This is a genomic window from Variovorax sp. JS1663, from assembly GCF_002157355.1.
Taxonomy (GTDB): Bacteria; Pseudomonadota; Gammaproteobacteria; order Burkholderiales; family Burkholderiaceae_C; genus Variovorax.
The window spans coordinates 41,613-59,764 of record NZ_LYMK01000017.1; the positions used below are offsets into that span (position 1 = coordinate 41,613).

Sequence of the window (18,152 nt, forward strand, 5' to 3'; positions counted from 1 at the left end):
GCAACGGCGCCGGCGAAATGCCCTTAGACGGAAAGGCGCTTGCGGCCCTTGGCGCGGCGCGCGTTGATGACGGCGCGGCCGCCGCGGGTCTTCATACGGACCAGGAAGCCGTGAGTACGGGCGCGGCGGATCTTGGAGGCTTGGTAGGTGCGTTTCATGATGGTTTTCCTGATGGGCCCCGGTGGCTGTGCGTTGCAGGGCTGAGTGCTCTCTCTGATACCCCGAAACACACACAAAGAGGTTTTCAGGGAAACCCGCGATTATCGCAAACATTCGGCCGCACAACAATCGGAAGACGCCTGGGGGCTGTTTCCGGGCCCCGGAAAACTATGTGGATAAGGTTTTGACAAGTTAGAATCACCGGCCCATCCCAGGGGCGCCTATCCACAAGCAGAACGAGAAAATGAACGAGGGACACTTCACCCTTCAGAGCCTCCATGCCGAGTGAAGGCATCGGCGACAGCCTTTGGCAGGCCTGCGTTGACCAGCTCGCGCAGGAGCTGTCTGAACAGCAATTCAACACCTGGATCAAGCCCCTGACCGCCAAGGTCGCGGACGATCTGTCCCGGGTCACGGTCTTCGTCGCCAACCGCTTCAAGCTGGACTGGATCCGGGCCCAGTACGCCGGCAAGATCGCTTCCATGGCGGAGAAGATCTACGGCCAGCCGGTGACAATCGAGTTAGCGCTTGCTCCTCGGGAAATCGTTACCCGGCCTGTCTCCATGGCCATTGTCACAGAGACGGATGTGCCGCGTGATGTCACCGGCCCCGGCGAGGATCCGCCCGGTGCGGCGTTCAAGAACCGGTTGAACGCCGGCCTGACCTTCGAGACGCTGGTCGAGGGCACGGCCAACCGGATGGCGCGCGCCGCCGCCATGCATGTGGCCGGCACGCCTGGCCATCTGTACAACCCGTTGTTCATCTACGGCGGCGTCGGCCTGGGCAAGACCCATCTGATGCACGCCGTGGGCAACCGCCTGCTGTCGGATCGGCACGACGCCAAAGTTCTCTACATCCACGCCGAGCAGTTCGTCTCGGATGTGGTCAAGGCCTATCAGCGCAAGACCTTCGATGAGTTCAAGGAGCGCTATCACTCGCTCGACCTGCTCCTGATCGACGACGTCCAGTTCTTCGCCAACAAGGACCGGACGCAGGAGGAATTCTTCAACGCCTTCGAGGCCCTGCTGGCCAAGAAGTCGCACATCGTCATGACCAGCGACACCTATCCCAAGGGGCTGGCGGACATCCACGAGCGGCTGGTTTCCCGCTTCGACTCCGGTCTGACGGTGGCGATCGAGCCGCCCGAGCTCGAGATGCGTGTGGCGATCCTGATCAACAAGGCGCGCGTCGAAGGCGCCGAAATGCCCGAGGAAGTGGCCTTCTTCGTGGCCAAGAACGTGCGCTCCAACGTGCGAGAGCTCGAGGGCGCACTGCGCAAGATCCTGGCGTACTCGCGCTTCAACCAGAAGGAGATCTCCATCGCCCTGGCGCGCGAGGCGCTGCGCGACCTCCTGTCGATCCAGAACCGGCAGATCTCGGTCGAGAACATCCAGAAGACGGTGGCCGACTATTACAAGATCAAGGTCGCCGACATGTACTCGAAGAAGCGGCCGGCCTCGATCGCCCGGCCCCGCCAGATCGCGATGTACCTGGCCAAGGAACTGACCCAGAAGAGCCTGCCCGAGATCGGCGAACTCTTCGGCGGCCGCGACCACACGACCGTGCTGCACGCGGTGCGCAAGATCTCCGGCGAACGCCAGCAGCTCACCGAGCTCAACCAGCAGTTGCATGTGCTGGAACAAACCCTCAAGGGCTGAAGAGACCTGTCATTGCAGATTCATGAAGCCCTGTCAAAGGACAACTCTGGGGAAAGTTTCGGCACAAGCACCGGCTTGTCCACAGGCGCGGTGCGTGCAGCGAAGTTGTCCGCCTTGGCGCGACAGCGCCGAAGCGCCCCTGCACACAGCCAGCGGGCAACGGCAAGTGCTTGTCACAAAAGCGGAAAATGGCCCTGTCCACAGCAGGGTGCGTCCCTTATCTACTACTACTAATTTGAATTAAAGAAATAAAGAAGAGGTAAGCATGATCGTTTTGAAGGCCACACAAGACAAAGTCCTCGCCGCGCTGCAGTCGGTGGCGGGCATCGTGGAGCGACGCCACACCCTGCCGATCCTGGCCAACGTGCTGATCCGCAAGACCGGTTCTCGCCTGCAACTGACCACCAGCGACCTGGAGATCCAGATCCGCACCCATGCCGAGCTCGGTGGGGACGAGGGCAACTTCACCACCACCGTGGGTGCGCGCAAGTTGATCGACATCCTGCGCACCATGCCCTCCGACCAGACGGTGAGCCTGGAATCCAGTGCCAGCAAGCTGGTGCTCAAGGGCGGCAAGAGCCGCTTCACCCTGCAGTCGCTGCCGGCCGAGGATTTCCCGCTGGTGCAGGAGTCGGCCAACTTCGGACCGGTGTTCAGCGTGCCGCAGAAGACGCTGAAGGACCTGCTTAGCCAGGTCTCCTTCGCCATGGCGGTGCACGACATCCGCTACTACCTGAACGGCATCCTGTTCGTGGCCGAGGGCAAGCAACTGAGCCTGGTCGCCACCGACGGCCACCGCCTCGCCTTCGCCTCGGCCACGCTCGACGTGGAGGTGCCGCGCCAGGAGGTCATCCTGCCGCGCAAGACGGTGCTGGAGATGCAGCGCCTGCTGTCGGACGCCGAGGGCGCGATCGAGATGCAGTTCGCCAACAACCAGGCCAAGTTCGCCTTCGAGGGCATGGAGTTCGTCACCAAGCTGGTCGAGGGCAAGTTCCCGGACTACAACCGCGTGATCCCCAAGAACCACAAGAACTCGGTGACGCTCGGCCGTGCGCCGCTCCTGGCCAGCCTGCAGCGCACCGCGATCCTCACCAGCGAGAAGTTCAAGGGCGTGCGTCTGAACATCGAGCCCGGAACCCTGCGCATCGCCTCCAACAATGCCGAGCAGGAGGAAGCGCAGGACGAGCTCGACATCGACTACGGCGGCGATACCATCGAGATCGGCTTCAACGTCGGCTACCTGATCGACGCGCTGGCCAACATGAGCCAGGACATGGTCAAGCTGGACCTGGCCGACTCCAACAGCTCGGTGCTGATGACCATCCCCGAGAACGCCTCCTTCAAGTACGTGGTCATGCCGATGCGCATCTGACGCCACCGCCAGCGCCTGCAGGGAGATGCAAGACCGCCCGCGGCATTCCGCGGGCTTGGTCTTTCCAGAGACGAAGAAGACACGGTCCCGAGAGAGAGAACATCCTGATGAGTGAAGCCAACAAGCCGGAAACGCCGCACACCGAGCCGGTCTACACGCCTGAGATCGACAACGCGATTCCCATCGAAGTCACACCGCCCGCCGACAGCTACGGCGAGGGCTCGATCACGATCCTCGAGGGTCTGGAGGCGGTGCGCAAGCGTCCCGGCATGTACATCGGCGACACCTCCGACGGCACCGGCCTGCACCATCTGGTGTTCGAGGTGGTCGACAACTCCATCGACGAGGCGCTGGCCGGCCACTGCGACGACATCGTCGTCACCATCCACACCGACAACTCGATCTCGGTGGTCGACAACGGCCGTGGCATCCCCACCGGCGTCAAGATGGACGACAAGCACGAGCCCAAGCGCTCGGCCGCCGAGATCGCCTTGACCGAACTGCATGCGGGCGGCAAGTTCAACCAGAACAGCTACAAGGTCTCGGGCGGCCTGCACGGCGTGGGCGTGAGCTGCGTGAATGCACTGTCCAAGATGCTGCGCCTCACGGTGCGGCGCGAGGGCAAGGTGCACGTGCTGGAGTTCAGCAAGGGCTTCGTGCAGAACCGCATCGTTGAGACGGTCAACGGCGTCGAGGTCTCGCCGATGAAGGTGACGGGCGACACCGAGAAGCGCGGCACCGAGGTGCACTTCCTGCCCGACACCGAGATCTTCAAGGAGAACGCGGACTTCCACTACGAGATCCTGAGCAAGCGCCTGCGCGAACTCAGCTTCCTCAACAACGGCGTGCGCATCCGCCTGCTGGACGAGCGTACCGGCAAGGAGGACGACTTCTCGGGTGCCGGCGGCGTCAAGGGCTTCGTCGAGTTCATCAACAAGGGCAAGACGGTCCTGCACCCCAACGTGTTCTATGCCGTCGGCGAGCGGCCGGCCGACACCTATGGCGGCATCCCCGGCACGCACATCGGCGTCGAGGTCGCAATGCAGTGGAACAGCGGCTACAACGAGCAGGTGCTGTGCTTCACCAACAACATCCCGCAGCGTGACGGTGGTACCCATCTCACCGGCCTGCGCGCTGCGATGACGCGGGTGATCAACAAGTACATCGAGGAGAACGAACTGGCCAAGAAGGCCAAGGTCGAGGTCACCGGTGACGACATGCGCGAAGGCCTGTGCTGCGTGCTCAGCGTGAAGGTGCCCGAGCCCAAGTTCTCCAGCCAGACCAAGGACAAACTGGTCTCCAGCGAGGTGCGTGCCCCGGTCGAGGACATCGTGGGCCGCCTGCTGAGCGACTACCTGCAGGAGCGTCCGAACGACGCCAAGATCATCTGCGGCAAGATCGTCGAGGCCGCCCGCGCCCGCGAGGCGGCCCGCAAGGCGCGCGAGATGACGCGCCGCAAGGGCGTGCTCGACGGCATGGGCCTGCCCGGCAAGCTGGCCGATTGCCAGGAGAAGGACCCGGCATTGTGCGAGGTCTACCTGGTGGAGGGCGATTCCGCCGGCGGCTCCGCCAAGCAGGGCCGCGACCGGAAGTTCCAGGCCATCCTGCCACTGCGCGGCAAGATCCTGAACGTGGAGAAGGCGCGCTACGAGAAGCTGCTGACCAGCAACGAGATCCTGACCATGATCACCGCCCTGGGCACCGGCATCGGCCGTGCGGGCGCGACCACCGCCGGCGGGGGTGCCGACGACTTCAACGTTGCCAAGCTGCGCTACCACCGCATCATCATCATGACCGACGCGGACGTCGACGGCGCCCACATCCGCACGCTGCTCTTGACCTTCTTCTATCGCCAGATGCCGGAGCTGGTCGAACGCGGCCACATCTACATCGCGCAGCCGCCGCTGTACAAGGTGAAGGTCGGCAAGGAGGAGCAGTACCTCAAGGACGGACCGGCGCTCGACGCCTTCCTGCTCAAGGTGGCGCTCAAGGATGCCAGCATCCAGACCGGTGGCGACAAGCCCGGCACCCTCAGCGGCGACACCCTGGCCGAGCTGGCGCGCAAGCACCAGCTGGCCGAGGCCGTGATCGCGCGCCTGGGCAGCTTCCTCGATGCCGAAGCGCTGCGCGCCATCGCCGACGGCGTGGCGTTGGACCTGGACACCATCGCCGGCGCCGAGGCCTCGGCCGTGGCGCTGCAGGCGAGCTTGCGCGAACTCAGCACCACCGGCGTGCCGGCCGAGGTGGCCAGCGAGTTCGACACGCGCACCGACAAGCCGCTCCTGCGCATCAGTCGCCGCCATCACGGCAACATCAAGAGCAGCGTGATCACGCAGGACTTCGTGCACGGCGCTGACTACGCCGCGCTGGCCGAGGCGGCCAAGACCTTCCGCGACCTGCTGGGCGAAGGCGCCGTGGTGCGTCGCGGGGAGGGCGAGAAGGCCAAGGAGGAGAAGGTCGGCGACTTCCGCGAAGCCATGCGCTGGTTGATCGGCCAGGCCGAGAACGCGACTTCGCGCCAGCGCTACAAGGGCCTGGGCGAGATGAACCCCGAGCAGCTGTGGGAAACCACCATGGACCCCGCCGTGCGGCGCCTGCTCAAGGTGCAGATCGACGACGCGATCGAGGCCGACCGGGTGTTCACCATGCTGATGGGCGACGAGGTCGAGCCGCGGCGGGAGTTCATCGAGCAGAACGCGCTGCGGGCGGCCAACATCGACGTCTGAGCCGGCCGGGCTGGGGGACGTGTCACGTCCCCTGAAGAATCGCACGCCAGACTCGCCCCCGGGTGCTTCCATTCGTCTGCGCATTGGGTGAAACGCTATAGCTAGCCCGACTCTTGCTAAGCAAAATTCCGGCGGATTGACGCCGATTTTTTGGAGCGAGGACAGCAGCGATGAAACCGATCCGTTTCGGATGGCCCACGGCGGCAATGGTCTGGATGGCGTGCGCGTCTGCGCAGGCGCTGACCAACCCACCGATCCAGGTAGCGCAGGGCATCGAGTACATGTGCGGCGGCAGCGACAGCGCCGAGGCCGACTTCATGCGCATGGTGTCCCCCCGCTGGGCGGCTACGCTGGAGTTCTCGGTCAACCGGGCCAAGTCCGGCCAGATGCCTTCCGACATCCAGGTCGTGGTGCGCGAGCGCTACACCGGCCGGCCGGTCATGGAAGCCGTTTCCGGGGCGCCCTACATGGTGGCACGGCTCGACCCCGGTTCCTACGAGATCGAGGCGACCCTGGCTGGCGTCACGCTGCGTCAGCCGCTGGTCGTGTTCAACGGCGTCGGCTCGCGGGCGGCGTTCGTCTGGCCCTCCAACGTCGATTTCGCCAATGCCGGCGGGCTGCGCCGGGCCGAGCAGCAGGCGGCAGTGCGCACCCGCGACTGAGCCCGCGGGCGCATGACGCCCGGAGTTCAGTTTCCTCTAAGCCTGTCTGCCCATAGTTCGGGCGTGGGACGAACGCGTCGCCCCCGCTTCCCCAACCCGAGCAAGGACACGGCTATGAACACCCTTCGTTTTTCGCGGCCCGTGGCGGCACTGGCACTGGCACTTGGCGCTGCTTCGCTGCTGGGCGCGCTTTCCGCGCAGGCGGCCTACAACCCACCGATCCACATGGCCAACGGCATCGAGTACATGAGCGGCGGCATCAGCAGCGACGAGGCCGCGCTGATGCAGACCGTGGCGCCACGCTGGCCGGCCACCTTCGAGTTCGCGATCAAGGACGGCAGCCGTTCGAACTTCGCGGCCGATATCGCCGTGACGGTGCGCGACGCTTCCGGCCACGCCGTGCTGTCGCAGGTGATGTCCGAAGGGCCTTTCATGGTGGCACGGCTCGATCCAGGCCGCTACGAGGTGGAAGCCACGCTGGCCGGCCAGACACTGAAGCAATCGGTCGAGATCCGCGCCGGCAGCCCGACCCGGACGCTGTTCCTCTGGCCGGCGGGCACCGATGTCAGTGCGCATTCGTGAGCGTGAGCCCCAGGTCGAGGAGATGCGGGGCCTGTCGGCCCACATCCTGCCGACCTCGGCCACCATGATCGGGGTGTGCATGACGGTGCTGTCGATCGGCCACCTGCGCCCGGACGGGCACTCGCGCATGCTGATCGACAAGCTGCTGGCCTTCGACGCCCTGATCTTCCTGGCCAGCGCGGTGCTCTCCTTCGCCTCGATGCGCTCGCGCCGCCAGGGGCCGCGCCACGAGCGTCACGCGGAACTGCTGTTCCTCGCCGGGCTGGCGCTGCTGGCGCTCGGCGCGGTGGCGATTGCTTTCGCGGTCGACTGACGGCTTTGTGCTGGCACGCGCCTTGAATGTGGCGCCGGGCGCATCCAGATGCGCTGCTAGCGTCCTGCTACCGTGCAAGGCTTCGATGCCGCTTCGCCCCCTGACCCTCCTCACCACGCTGCTGCATGCCTACATCGGCCTGCGGCTGCTGCCTGCGCTGGCGGATCTGAGCGCGGCCTGGCCATTGCTGCTCGCCGCGCTGCTGCTGTCGGCGGCGACCATGCCGCTGCCCTTCGCCGGTGCGCGTGGCGGCCACCGCCGGCCGCTTGCCGACGGGTGGAAATGGCTGGGGCTGCTGAGCATGGGCTGGTTCTCCTCGATGTTCGTCCTCACGCTGGTGCGCGACGCCGGCCTGCTGCTGGGCTGGCTGCTCGCCCTGGCCGGCGGTTGGGCCGTCGACTGGCCGCGTGCACAGTCCTGGAGCGCCGCGGCGGTGCCGCTGATGGCGACGCTGGCCACGCTGATCGGCTTCTTCAACGCCCGCCGCGTCGCCGGCGTGGTGCGCGTGGAGGTGCCGATCCGCGACCTGCCGGCCGGCCTGGAGGGCTTCACCATCGCCCAGCTCAGCGACATCCATGTCGGCCCGACCATCCGGCGCGGCTACATCCAGCGCATCGTCCATGCGGTCAACGGGCTGGGCGCCGACATGGTCGCGATCACCGGCGACCTGGTCGACGGCACGGTGGCCGAGCTGCGCGAGCACGTGGCGCCGCTGGCCGGGCTGCGGGCGCGGCATGGCACGTTCGTGGTGACAGGCAATCACGAGTACTACGCGGGCGCCCATGCCTGGATCGACGAACTGCGGCGCCTCGGCCTGCAAGTGCTGCTCAATGAGCATGTGGTGCTGCAGACACGCAGCGTGAAGGGCGCGCAGACCGACGAGGAGGTGCTCGAGAGCGCCCTGGTCGTGGCCGGCGTGACCGACTACACCGCGGCGCATTTCGATGCTGCCCATGCCAGCGATCCGAAGGGAGCGCTGCACGATGCGCCGCCGTTGGTGCGCACCCGGCTGCTGCTGGCGCACCAGCCGCGCAGTGCGCCGGCGGCGGCGGAGGCCGGCTACCAGCTGCAGCTCTCGGGCCACACGCACGGCGGCCAGTTCTTCCCGTGGAATCTGTTCGTGCCGCTGCAGCAGCCCTTCACTGCGGGGCTGCACCGGCTGCAGCAGATGTGGGTCTACACCAGTCGCGGCACCGGTTACTGGGGCCCGCCGAAGCGCTTCGGCGCGCCCTCGGAGATCACGCTGCTTCGGCTGGTGCCGGAGCGGGCCTGATGTTGCGCGCCATCGGCATGGCGAGCACGGACCGTTCGACCTGGTCCAGTTGGGACGGGTTGCTCATCGTTTCTTCTCCTGGGTGGTGGTGCCGGGCCAGGGCGCCTGGCCATCCGGTTTCGTCTTCGAGACCTTGGCGGCCCGTGCCTTACCGGAGGCTAGCAAGCCTCGCGCTGCGCGAAGCTTGGCGTGCACGGATTTTTTGGGCCGTCAGAGGCAATGATTGCGGCACCGGCGTGGGTGTTTCATGGGAGGAACTACGGCGGTGTAGGCCCATCAACGATATCGGGCTGCGGCATCGCGATTTTTGAGCGAAGATTCGCGACTTTCTGTCATGGCGAATGCCTGCTGTCACGCGAGTGGCGCGATGGTGCTTGCCGCTTCTTTGTCGCAGACCCCTCAAGAATGCCTAACAACAAGATCGCACCAGGCGCCCTTCTGCTCGCCACGGCGCTCCTGTCATCCGCTCTACCGGCCCAGGCCTTCGAAGACCTCAGCACCAAGGCTGTCTACGTCGATGCCGGGCACGCTCCCCACAACAACACCAGCACCGACTCGCTCACGCTCGGCGTGATCCTGCCCTGGGGCTCGGAGCACAAGTTTTGGGGCACCTCGGTCACCTCGCACGCGGACCTGTTCGTGAGCCAGTGGCGTGCGCCGACGGTCGACCACACCGGGCACAACAACTTCACGCAGCTCGGCGCCATCGCGCTCTGGCGCATCCGCTTCGACGAAGGCGCCTCGCCCTGGTTCGCCGAGGCGGGCATCGGTATCACGCAAATGAACGACCGCTACGAATCGCCGGACCGGCGCTTCAGCACCCGCTTCCAGTTCACTGAGCAGTTCGCCGTCGGCCGCAGCTTCGGTGCCCAGGGACGCCACGAGTTGTCGCTGCGCATCCAACACTTCTCCAATGCCAGCATCCGCAAGCCGAATCCGGGCGAGAATTTCTACAAGCTGCGCTACGCCTATCGCTTCTGAGGTGCCCGCCGGGCCCGCCCCAGGTGTTCGCCGGCAAGGGCCAGGTCGTCGAGCCATTGTGCATAGGCCGACTCCCGCTCCGCAGGATCGCCGCGCACAGCGCCGAGGGATGCAGCGTGACCAGCACCGGCAGGCCACGCGCATCGGTGTGCCATTGGCCCCGCTCGCGCATCACGGCCACGGGCCGGCCGAGCAGGGCGCGCGCCGCGGTGGCGCCCAGGGCGACGAGGGCGCGCGGGCGCACCTGTGCGATCTCGCTCTCCAGCCAGTGCAAACAGGCCGCGACCTCGCGCTGGGCCGGTGTCTTGTGCATGCGCCGCTTGCCGCGCAGCTCGAACTTGAAGTGCTTGACGGCATTGGTCACGTAGAGCCGCTCGCGCGACCAGCCCAGGTCGGCCACGGCGTGGTCGAACAGGCGCCCTGCGGGGCCGACGAAGGGCCGTCCCTGCAGATCCTCCTGGTCGCCCGGCTGCTCGCCCACCACCATCACGGTCGCGCCGGCCGGTCCTTCGCCGAACACCGACTGCGTGGCATGGGCGCCGATCGGGCACTCCCGGCAGCGATCGGTGGCCTCGTGCAGGACGCGAAGCGCGCGTTCGGGATCGTCGGGCAGGGCGGGAAGGTCGGGCGGAGTGGCCATGGGGAGCTCCTTCGCATGCGCGCCGTGCACGGCGATGGGAATGCGGCGTGAGGGCAAGGTGGGCAGCGCCCCGAGCATCGCGGCGCTGCGCGCTGGTGCCTCGCGCGCCAGCGCGTCGATGAGCGACGACTCGGGCAGGTTGTGCCAGCAGCGGCGAGGCATCTCGCTGCGCATGTGCGCCAGGTTCAGCCGGGCCGGGTTGAAGGTGTGGCGGTAGTAGGTGAGCCAGAGGGCCTCGCCCGCATCGGGCGGCGGCGCGTCCCCGCGTACCGCGCCGGGGCCGCATTCGAGCACTTCGCCGTTCCAGCGGATGCTGCGCAGGGGCGTGAGGATGGCCCAGCGCATCTGCGCAAAGCGGCCCATGAAGAAGGGCGCGACCGCCTCCACGACGTGGTGCTCGGGCTCGAACCAGGCCACGTGCAGGGGCGTGTTGCCGTCCTGTGCATCGATTGCACGGAAGCGGACGTAGGCCGTCATCTTGTGCATGTCGTTCTTGACGGCCCGCGCCATGCGCTGGGCCCGCAAGCGGTCGGGATCGAGCGGGTCGCTGCGCAGGCCGGGCTCGTGCACCAGCCGCCACAGCAGGCGATAGAGCAGGGCGAAACGCTCTGCGTTCGCGTGGAGGATCGCCGCCTTGCACAGCGCGACGAAGGAGGCGGGCACCACGAGCTGGCTGCCGGGGCCGGCCTGCGCGTGGGCCTGTGCCGGCGCCATCGCCGCGAACAGCCCGGCGCCTGCGCCGGTGCACCAGTCGACCTGCTCCGGCGGCACCAGGCCCGCGATCAGTGCGCGCGCCTCGCGCCGGAAGCCGGGCCAATCGGTTTCCCCGTCCAGCGTGACAAGGTACTGCGCCATGCCGCAGGGTAGGAAGTGCAACGGATGCGACCGTGTAGGTCGTCAGCCGGAAAAGAGCGAGGCCTGCACCGGCGCGGGCCTGAAGCGCTCGGCGAAGTCGGCCGCCTCGAGCGCGCGGCCGGGCCGGTGGTCCGCGGTGATCACGAAGGGCATCAGCTTCGACAAGGGGACGCGGAGCCGCCGCAGGTCCTCGCTGCGCAGGCGTCGCACGCGGCGCGTGGCCAGCAGGCGGTCGACCGCCGTCACGCCGAGGCCCGGCACGCGCAGGAGCAGCTCGCGCGGCGCCCTGTTCAAGTCCACCGGAAAGCGCTCCCGATGGGCAAGTGCCCATGCGAGCTTGGGATCGAGATCGAGGCGCAGCATGCCGCCCGCGCTGGCCGCGGGAACGATCTCCTCGTGGGAGAAGCCGTAGTGGCGCATCAGCCAGTCGGCCTGGTAGAGCCGATGCTCGCGCTGCAGCGGGGGTGCCTTGAGCGGCAGTGAAGCCGCCGCATCGGGGATGGGGCTGAAGGCCGAGTAGTACACGCGGCGCAGGCCGTAGGCGCCGTAGAGCGTGGCGCTGGTCGCGAGGATGGCGCGATCGTCCGCGGCATCGGCGCCGACGATCATCTGCGTGCTCTGCCCGGCCGGCGCGAAAGGGGGCGGCACCGCGCGCCGGGGCGCCGCGCCGGGCATCGAGACGGCACGGGCTTCAGACGCCTCCTTGCCGGCGCTTCGGGCATCGTCGATGTGCACGCGCATGCGGGCCATCGAGCGCCGGATCGCCGTCGCGTTCTTCTCCGGCGCGAGTGTGGCAAGGCCCTGCTCGGTCGGCAGCTCGACGTTGATGCTGAGCCGGTCGGCGTAGCGGCCCGCGCGTTCGAGCAGGCCGGGCGCGGCGTCGGGAATGGTCTTGAGATGGATGTAGCCGCGGAAGTCGTGCACCTCGCGCAGCACGCGCGCCACCTCGGCCACCTGCTCCATGGTGTAGTCCGGGCTGCGGATGATCCCGGAGCTCAGGAACAGGCCTTCGATGCAATTGCGGCGGTAGAAGTCCAGCGTCAGCGCCACGACTTCGTCGACCGTGAAGCGGGCGCGTCGCACGTTGCTGCTCACGCGGTTCACGCAGTAGAGGCAGTCGTAGCCGCAGTAGTTGGTCAGCAGGATCTTGAGCAGCGAGACGCATCGCCCGTCCGGCGTGAAGCTGTGGCAGATGCCGTGGCCGTCGACGGAGCCGATGCCGCGCCCGTTCAACGAATCGCGTGGCGCTCCCCCGCTGGAGGCGCAGGAGGCGTCGTACTTGGCCGCGTCGGCGAGGATGGCGAGTTTCTGCTGGACGTCCACTGGATGAATATACAGTTCCAGCACGACCCTGCCGGCGTCAAGGTCGGGTGACTGCCGCCTGCCTGCGTCGCCGGCGCGCGCGCATCTCCGTGCCCAGGTAGGCCGCCGTGGCGATGCCCAGCGGCAGCAGGTAGTAGATCGCGCGATAGGCCAGCAGCGCACCGAGGAGGCGGTCCGTCGGCATGAGGTGGGATAGCAGCGCCACGAACACGGCCTCCAGCACGCCGAGCCCGGCCGGCACGTGGGTGATCACGCCGGCCACCGCCGCCACCAGCAGCACCGCCAGCACCTGGGGGTAGGGCAGTTGCCCCTGGAGCAGGAACCAGATCACGCCGCCGATCAGGGACCAGTTGACGCAGGACAGCAGGAGCTGCAGCAGCGCCATGCCGAGTGCGGGCGTCTGCAGCTCGTGCCCCCGGACGTTCCAGGTGTGCTCGCGTGCCACGGCGCAGAGCACCAGGTAGGCGGCCGCCAGCACCAGCAGCGCCGCGCCGAGCACGCGCAGGCCTTCCCCTTCGATCTTCCATTCCGGCGGCAGGCCCAGTGGCCAGAAGAAGAAGGCGACACCGGCCACCACGAGGTAGCCGAGCCAGTTGGTCAGCATGCTGAAGCCGAGGATCCGGGTGATCGTGAGGTTGTCCAGCCCGAGCCGCGAGTAGAGGCGGTAGCGGAACGCCACGCCGCCCACCAGCGCGCCCATGTTGAGGTTGAAGGCGTAGCTGATGAAGGTGACGGCCATGACCGTGCGGGCGCCGAGCGAATGGCCGGTCATGTGCCGGCCCAGCACGTCGTAGGTGCTGTAGAGCGTGAAGCTGCAGGCGGCGAGCAGCAGGGCGACCAGCAGCGCCGGCACGGGGATCTCGCTTACCGCCGTCAGCACCTCGGCCCAATCGATCGTGCGTGCCTGCCGCACCAGCAGCCAGGCGACCAGGGCGAAGAAGGTCCAGGCCGCGATGCGCTTGAGCCAGGGCCACCATGCGCGGCCCTCCCGGCCGTGCGCGGGGGCGCCGGCGCGCAGGGTGGATCTGGATGCGCCGCGCACTGGAGCACCGTCGCCTTCGGCTGCGGTATTCGCCTTCGGAGCGGCCGAGTGGCTCATGCATTGTCCGTTCGCGCCGCGCCGCCGCCCTGCGGCCCCTGGCCGGCCACCGGCTTCAACCGCGGCGCATGGCGCGGCAGCCAGCCGGCCCAGGCCGGGTACCAGCGCAGCAGGTGGAAGACGAAGAAGCTGCGCACCAGGCGCCAGCCGCTCCATTCGTCCAGATCGGCCGCCTCCACGTGCTTGCAGTGGTGCTGCATCAGGCGGTCCAGCCGTTCCCACAGGTGCTGGGCAAAGGCGGCGTCGCGCACGATCACGTTGGCCTCGAGGTTGAGCGACAGGCTCAGCGGGTCGAGGTTGCTGGAGCCCACGGTGCTCCACCGGTCGTCCACCACCGCGACCTTCCCGTGCAGCGGCCGCTGGCAGTACTCGTAGATGTGCACGCCGGCGTGCAGCAGGTGGTGGTAGAGCATGCTGGCCGCCACCTTGACGATCGGCATGTCGGGCTCGCCCTGCAGGATCAGGCTCACGTCGACCCCGCGTCGCGCCGCGCGGCGCAGTTCCTTGATCAGGCGGTAGCCGGGAAAGAAGTAGGCATTGGCGATCACGATGCGCCGGCGGGCGCTGCGGATGGCGGCCAGGTAGTGGCGCTCGATGTCGTTGGTGTGGCGACGGTTGTCGCGCGTGACGAACTGCACCTCCGCCTCACCGGTCGGGGCGAGTTCGGCCTGCGGCGCCGCCTTCAGTCGGCGGCGGAACCATCCCGCGCCCTTGCCGCCGACCGCGATCGCGTGCAGCACGAAGCGGTGGATCTCCGACACGATCGGTCCGGTCAGCGCGACGGCATAGTCCTGCTTGGCCTTGGGGCCGAAATCCATCAGGTGATCGGCCGAGTAGTTGATGCCGCCGACAAAGGCCAGGCGGCCGTCGACCACCACGATCTTGCGGTGCATGCGGCGGAAGAGGTTGAGCCGCTGGCCGAGGAACTGTTGTCCGGGGTCGAACACGCGCACCCGTACGCCGGCACTGCCCAGGCCCTGGATGAAGTCTTCGGACAGGTCGGGCGAACCGAAGCCGTCGATCATCAGGTCCACCTTCACGCCGCGCTGCGCGGCTTCGCGCATGGCCTCGGCCAGTGCCTGGCCAACCTTGTCCTCGAACAGGATGAAGGTCTCGATGATCACCTCGCGCTCGGCACCGCGGATCGCGTCGAAGACGCGCGGGAAGAATTCCTCGCCGTTCTCCAGCAGTTCAACCCGGTTGCCGCCGATCCAGCGTTGACTCATGCCGCGTGTCCTCAGAGCTCGATGTCCGCCACCAGCGGTGCGTGATCCGACAGGTGCGACCAGGGCCGGCGCGGCAGCACCACCGGCGCATGCACGCTGGCGTTGCGCACGTAGATGCGGTCCAGCGACAGCACCGGCAGGCGCGCGGGGAAGGTCTTTGCCGCGCGGCCCCTGGCATGCACGAACACCTCGCGCAGCTGTGCGCCTTCCTCGAGGATGCGGTGCGCGCGTCCGCGCCAGTCGTTGAAGTCGCCCGCCACGATCAGCGGTGCATCGGCCGGCACCTCGTCGCGCACGATGTGGCACAGCAGCTCCAGCTGCTGCAGGCGGTGGTTCTCGGCCAGGCCTAGGTGCGCGCAGATCGCATGCACGTCCACCGTGCGGCCGGGCAGGCGCAGCACGCAATGCAGCAGGCCGCGCTTCTCGGGGCCCACGATCGACACGTCGTGGTTCTTGTGGTGGACGATCGGAAACTTGGACAGCACCGCGTTGCCGTGGTGGCCGCGCGGATAGACCGCGTTGCGGCCATACGCGAACTGCGGCCACATGGTGTCGGCCAGGAATTCGTAGTGCGGTGCCTCGGGCCAGTTGTCGATGCGGCTGGAATGGCGCGAATGCGTTCCGAGCACTTCCTGCAGGAACACCACGTCCGCACCCACGGTGCGCACCGCCTCGCGCAACTCCGGCAGGATGAACTTGCGGTTGAGCATCGTGAAGCCCTTGTGGGTGTTCACGGTCATGACCTTGAGCGAGGTCGGCGCAGCGGTCATCCCGGCGGCTGGCGAAGAAGGCTTCACATCCTGTTTTTAAGCCGCCGTGCAACTGGCGGTTGTAGGAGCCCGCCATCTCCTGCCGCCTCCTCCTGGCTTCGCCTGCGCCCGGCGGGGTCCGGCTCCTACAGGGATGGCGGCCCCCTCCCCACACCGGGTGCACGGGACGGCACCTACGTTGAACCCAGAGTCTTTCGAGAAGGGCTCGTTTTGTTGAACTTCGAGACAAGGACATCACCATGACAAGAGCTTCGATTTCCACCGCGGTGCTCGCGGGCCTGATGGGCCTGGCGGGTGCCACCTACGCGCAGACCACCAGCGTGCCGGCGCAACCCGACCCGGCCAAGGGCGGCCAGGCCAGCACCAAGAGCGTGCCTGGTGGCGTGGCCAATGCCACGCAGCGCCCTGACGGCACCGACCCGGCCTCGCGCGAGGCCGTGCGGGCCGAGGCGCGCGCGCACAACCGCAACAATGTCAACAACTCGGTACCGAAGGGTGAAGCCACCACCACGGTGAACGGCCAGCCCAATGCGATGCCGCGCCCCACGGGCGAGGTGTCGCGCACCGAGGTGAGCATGGAAACGCGCAAGGTGCGCCCGCGCTTCGGCAACCCGGGTGAGCGGCCGGAGGTGCCGACCAATCCGACCGACCGCACCGGCACCCCGCAGTAAACGGCGGCCCGCAAAAAAGCCCGCAGCGATGCGGGCTTTTTCATGGGCGGCGCGAGGCTCAGCTTCGGGTGGGCTCACCCTTGCCGTGGGGATGCGGGCCATGGCCGCGATGGCCGAAGCGCAGCGTTTCGGCGTCGAAGGTCTTCTGCTGCTCAGGCGACAGGGTCGCGTAGAGGTTGCGCGTGGCGGTCATGAGCTCGGTGAAGCGGGCGCCGCGCTCGGCATGGCGGGCCTGCATGCGTTCGAGGCGCTGCGGCGTGCTCAGCTTGGCGAAGGCCTCGCGCTCCGCGCGCGCCTGGCCGGCGGGTCGGACGGGGCGTTGTTGCGCGGCGGCGAAGTTGTTCCAGGCGCCTTCCTGGCTGGACTGCAGGTGCAGCTTCTGCTTGAGATCGGCCAGGCGCTGGACGCGTTGCGCCTGCATCCGCTCCATGCGTTGCGCGCGGTCCATGCGCTGGGCCTTCTGCGGCGCCTCCGCGGGTGCGGCCTGGGCCTGGGCGACAGGCGCAGCGCCCGAGGGCTGCGGCGCCTGTGCGAAGGCGGCACAGGCAAAGGCGGCCGAGGCGATCAGGCCGGCCATGCGGATCTTTTGACGGGACGGGATCATGTGCGAGCTTCCTTTCGAAGAAGCCTGACGGCGGGGCCGGCAGGTGAGACGAAGTGTGGAAGTGCTCTGTATCCCCGCCGTGGCCTGCTCGTGAGGCGTGCGTAAAGAAAGATGTCGAGCCGTGTCGCCGGCAGGCTCTACTTGGGCCGCGGGCGCTCGAGCCCGATGTCGGGTGGTTTCAAGCGGCCAGTGCGCAGTGCGTCCACCGCCCGGGCCACCGCGCGCGCGACGTTGCGCACCTCTTCCTGCAGGCCGGGGTCCCGGTCGAGCGCGTCATGGCTGGTTGCGTACGGCTCGTAGTAGCCCACGTAGCGGTCCAGCCGGGCCTGGGTGCCCGCATCGACCAGTCCCATCCAGTCCAGCCAGTCGCTGAGGTTGCGCCTGAGGCTCTCGATGCCGGCCACGTCGCCATGCACCACCAGGCCGTAGGCACGGCCGGCCAGGTGCTTGGGATAGTTCCAGCCCTTGAGCTCGATGGCCTTCGCCTCGTCGGCCTTCTTGCCGTGCGTCGAGGTGGGATCGGGATTGCCGCCGTCGGCGCAGACCAGGCGGTCGGCCATCAGCTTGAGTGGGCTGGTCGCCTGGTACCAGTGGGTCGGGGTGAAGATGATCACGCCGTGTGCCGCGACCCAGCGCTCGTAGATCTCGTTCATCCAGTCGCCGGTCTGGCGCAGTGCATGGTTGGGATAGCAGCTGCAAGGCCAGTGGCACAGCGGCATGGCGGTGGAGACGCAACTCTTGCAGGGATGGATGTGGCGGCCGTAGTCGGATGTCACTCGGCTCAGGTCGAGCACGTCGCAGTCGAGCTGCGGCTCGAGCACTTCCTTCGCCAGCTGCAGCAGGCGCCAGCTCTTCGACATCTCGCCAGGGCAGGTGCCGTCGTTGCGCGGGGAGCCGTTGATCAGCAGGATGCGCGATGTCGTCTCCGGCCGCGACCATGCGGCCTGCGCCTGCTCGATGCGTTCCCTGGCCTCCAACCAGTCGACCGACAGCTCGTAGTCGGGATCCGCGTAGCCGGGGCCGGCCTTGCGCGTGACGGGTGCCTTGCGGCCGTCTTCGTAGGCCTTCCATGCGATGACCTCGATGCGGGTCAGTGCCGCCAACTCGGCGTGGTAGGCCGGGTCCTGAAAGCCCTGCATGAAGCGTTCGTGGAATTCGGCGCGTTCGATCGTGGGGGGCGCTTGCCCCTTGCGGACGTCGGTCATGCCGCCAATCTAGGCAGCAGGCGGCGCGTCCGC

The 18,152-nt window shown here is 67.5% G+C and carries 16 protein-coding genes and 1 pseudogene; 9 read left to right on the forward strand and 8 right to left on the reverse strand.

The window, feature by feature from the left end:
- Nucleotides 1–23 precede the first annotated feature (23 nt).
- Nucleotides 24–158: a 50S ribosomal protein L34 gene (gene rpmH, locus A8M77_RS15955; RefSeq protein WP_086922494.1), complete on the reverse strand. Its 135-nt coding sequence runs from the start codon at nt 156–158 to the stop codon at nt 24–26.
- Nucleotides 159–437: 279 nt separating this feature from the next.
- On the opposite strand from rpmH, the gene dnaA reads away from it, so the two are divergent.
- From dnaA to A8M77_RS15995, 8 genes are all read left to right on the forward strand, one after another.
- On the forward strand, nt 438–1,817 hold the full coding sequence (dnaA, locus tag A8M77_RS15960) for a chromosomal replication initiator protein DnaA (protein WP_086922495.1): 1,380 nt from the start codon (nt 438–440) through the stop codon (nt 1,815–1,817).
- A gap of 265 nt (nt 1,818–2,082) precedes the next feature.
- Nucleotides 2,083–3,189, forward strand: coding sequence for a DNA polymerase III subunit beta (dnaN, locus tag A8M77_RS15965; RefSeq protein WP_086922496.1), 1,107 nt, complete (start codon nt 2,083–2,085; stop codon nt 3,187–3,189).
- 104 nt (nt 3,190–3,293) lie between these two features.
- On the forward strand, nt 3,294–5,915 hold the full coding sequence (gene gyrB / locus A8M77_RS15970; protein ID WP_086922497.1) for a DNA topoisomerase (ATP-hydrolyzing) subunit B: 2,622 nt from the start codon (nt 3,294–3,296) through the stop codon (nt 5,913–5,915).
- A gap of 170 nt (nt 5,916–6,085) precedes the next feature.
- Complete coding sequence (locus tag A8M77_RS15975; RefSeq protein ID WP_086922498.1) at nt 6,086–6,577, forward strand: hypothetical protein; 492 nt, start codon at nt 6,086–6,088, stop codon at nt 6,575–6,577.
- Between the two features lie 114 nt (nt 6,578–6,691).
- Complete coding sequence (locus A8M77_RS15980; protein ID WP_086922499.1) at nt 6,692–7,159, forward strand: hypothetical protein; 468 nt, start codon at nt 6,692–6,694, stop codon at nt 7,157–7,159.
- A complete protein-coding gene (locus A8M77_RS15985; protein ID WP_238136840.1) occupies nt 7,140–7,472 on the forward strand; it encodes a hypothetical protein in 333 nt (110 codons plus the stop codon). Before A8M77_RS15980 ends, A8M77_RS15985 begins: the two co-directional genes overlap by 20 nt.
- Before the next feature lie 85 nt (nt 7,473–7,557).
- Nucleotides 7,558–8,745 (forward strand): metallophosphoesterase, encoded by a 1,188-nt coding sequence (locus A8M77_RS15990; protein WP_086922501.1) that lies wholly within the window; start codon nt 7,558–7,560, stop codon nt 8,743–8,745.
- 405 nt (nt 8,746–9,150) lie between these two features.
- Complete coding sequence (locus A8M77_RS15995) at nt 9,151–9,726, forward strand: acyloxyacyl hydrolase (RefSeq protein WP_086922502.1); 576 nt, start codon at nt 9,151–9,153, stop codon at nt 9,724–9,726.
- A gap of 154 nt (nt 9,727–9,880) precedes the next feature.
- Here the strand turns inward: A8M77_RS15995 and A8M77_RS16000 are convergent.
- The 5 genes and pseudogenes from A8M77_RS16000 to A8M77_RS16020 form a co-directional block, all read right to left on the reverse strand.
- A pseudogene (locus A8M77_RS16000) lies at nt 9,881–11,221 on the reverse strand (UdgX family uracil-DNA binding protein); the annotation flags it as partial.
- A gap of 42 nt (nt 11,222–11,263) precedes the next feature.
- The gene (locus tag A8M77_RS16005; protein ID WP_086922503.1) at nt 11,264–12,544 is read right to left on the reverse strand and encodes a putative DNA modification/repair radical SAM protein; all 1,281 of its coding nucleotides are present in this window, start codon (nt 12,542–12,544) and stop codon (nt 11,264–11,266) included.
- 37 nt (nt 12,545–12,581) lie between these two features.
- On the reverse strand, nt 12,582–13,643 hold the full coding sequence (locus A8M77_RS16010) for a lysylphosphatidylglycerol synthase domain-containing protein (protein ID WP_086922504.1): 1,062 nt from the start codon (nt 13,641–13,643) through the stop codon (nt 12,582–12,584).
- On the reverse strand, nt 13,640–14,869 hold the full coding sequence (gene clsB, locus A8M77_RS16015) for a cardiolipin synthase ClsB (protein WP_086922505.1): 1,230 nt from the start codon (nt 14,867–14,869) through the stop codon (nt 13,640–13,642). The genes A8M77_RS16010 and clsB overlap by 4 nt, the downstream gene beginning before the upstream one ends.
- Nucleotides 14,870–14,880: 11 nt before the next feature.
- Nucleotides 14,881–15,639 carry an endonuclease/exonuclease/phosphatase family protein gene (locus A8M77_RS16020; protein ID WP_086922506.1) on the reverse strand — a complete coding sequence of 253 codons (759 nt, stop codon included), beginning with the start codon at nt 15,637–15,639 and terminating at the stop codon, nt 14,881–14,883.
- A 239-nt stretch (nt 15,640–15,878) separates the two neighbouring features.
- On the opposite strand from A8M77_RS16020, the gene A8M77_RS16025 reads away from it, so the two are divergent.
- The gene (locus A8M77_RS16025) at nt 15,879–16,310 is read left to right on the forward strand and encodes a serine/threonine protein kinase (RefSeq protein ID WP_086922507.1); all 432 of its coding nucleotides are present in this window, start codon (nt 15,879–15,881) and stop codon (nt 16,308–16,310) included.
- 58 nt (nt 16,311–16,368) lie between these two features.
- On the opposite strand, the gene A8M77_RS16030 is transcribed toward A8M77_RS16025, so the two are convergent.
- Both A8M77_RS16030 and A8M77_RS16035 read right to left on the reverse strand, forming a co-directional pair.
- Nucleotides 16,369–16,914: a Spy/CpxP family protein refolding chaperone gene (locus A8M77_RS16030; RefSeq protein WP_086922508.1), complete on the reverse strand. Its 546-nt coding sequence runs from the start codon at nt 16,912–16,914 to the stop codon at nt 16,369–16,371.
- 137 nt (nt 16,915–17,051) lie between these two features.
- Complete coding sequence (locus A8M77_RS16035; RefSeq protein WP_086922509.1) at nt 17,052–18,119, reverse strand: flavodoxin family protein; 1,068 nt, start codon at nt 18,117–18,119, stop codon at nt 17,052–17,054.
- Between the last annotated feature and the right edge of the window lie 33 nt (nt 18,120–18,152).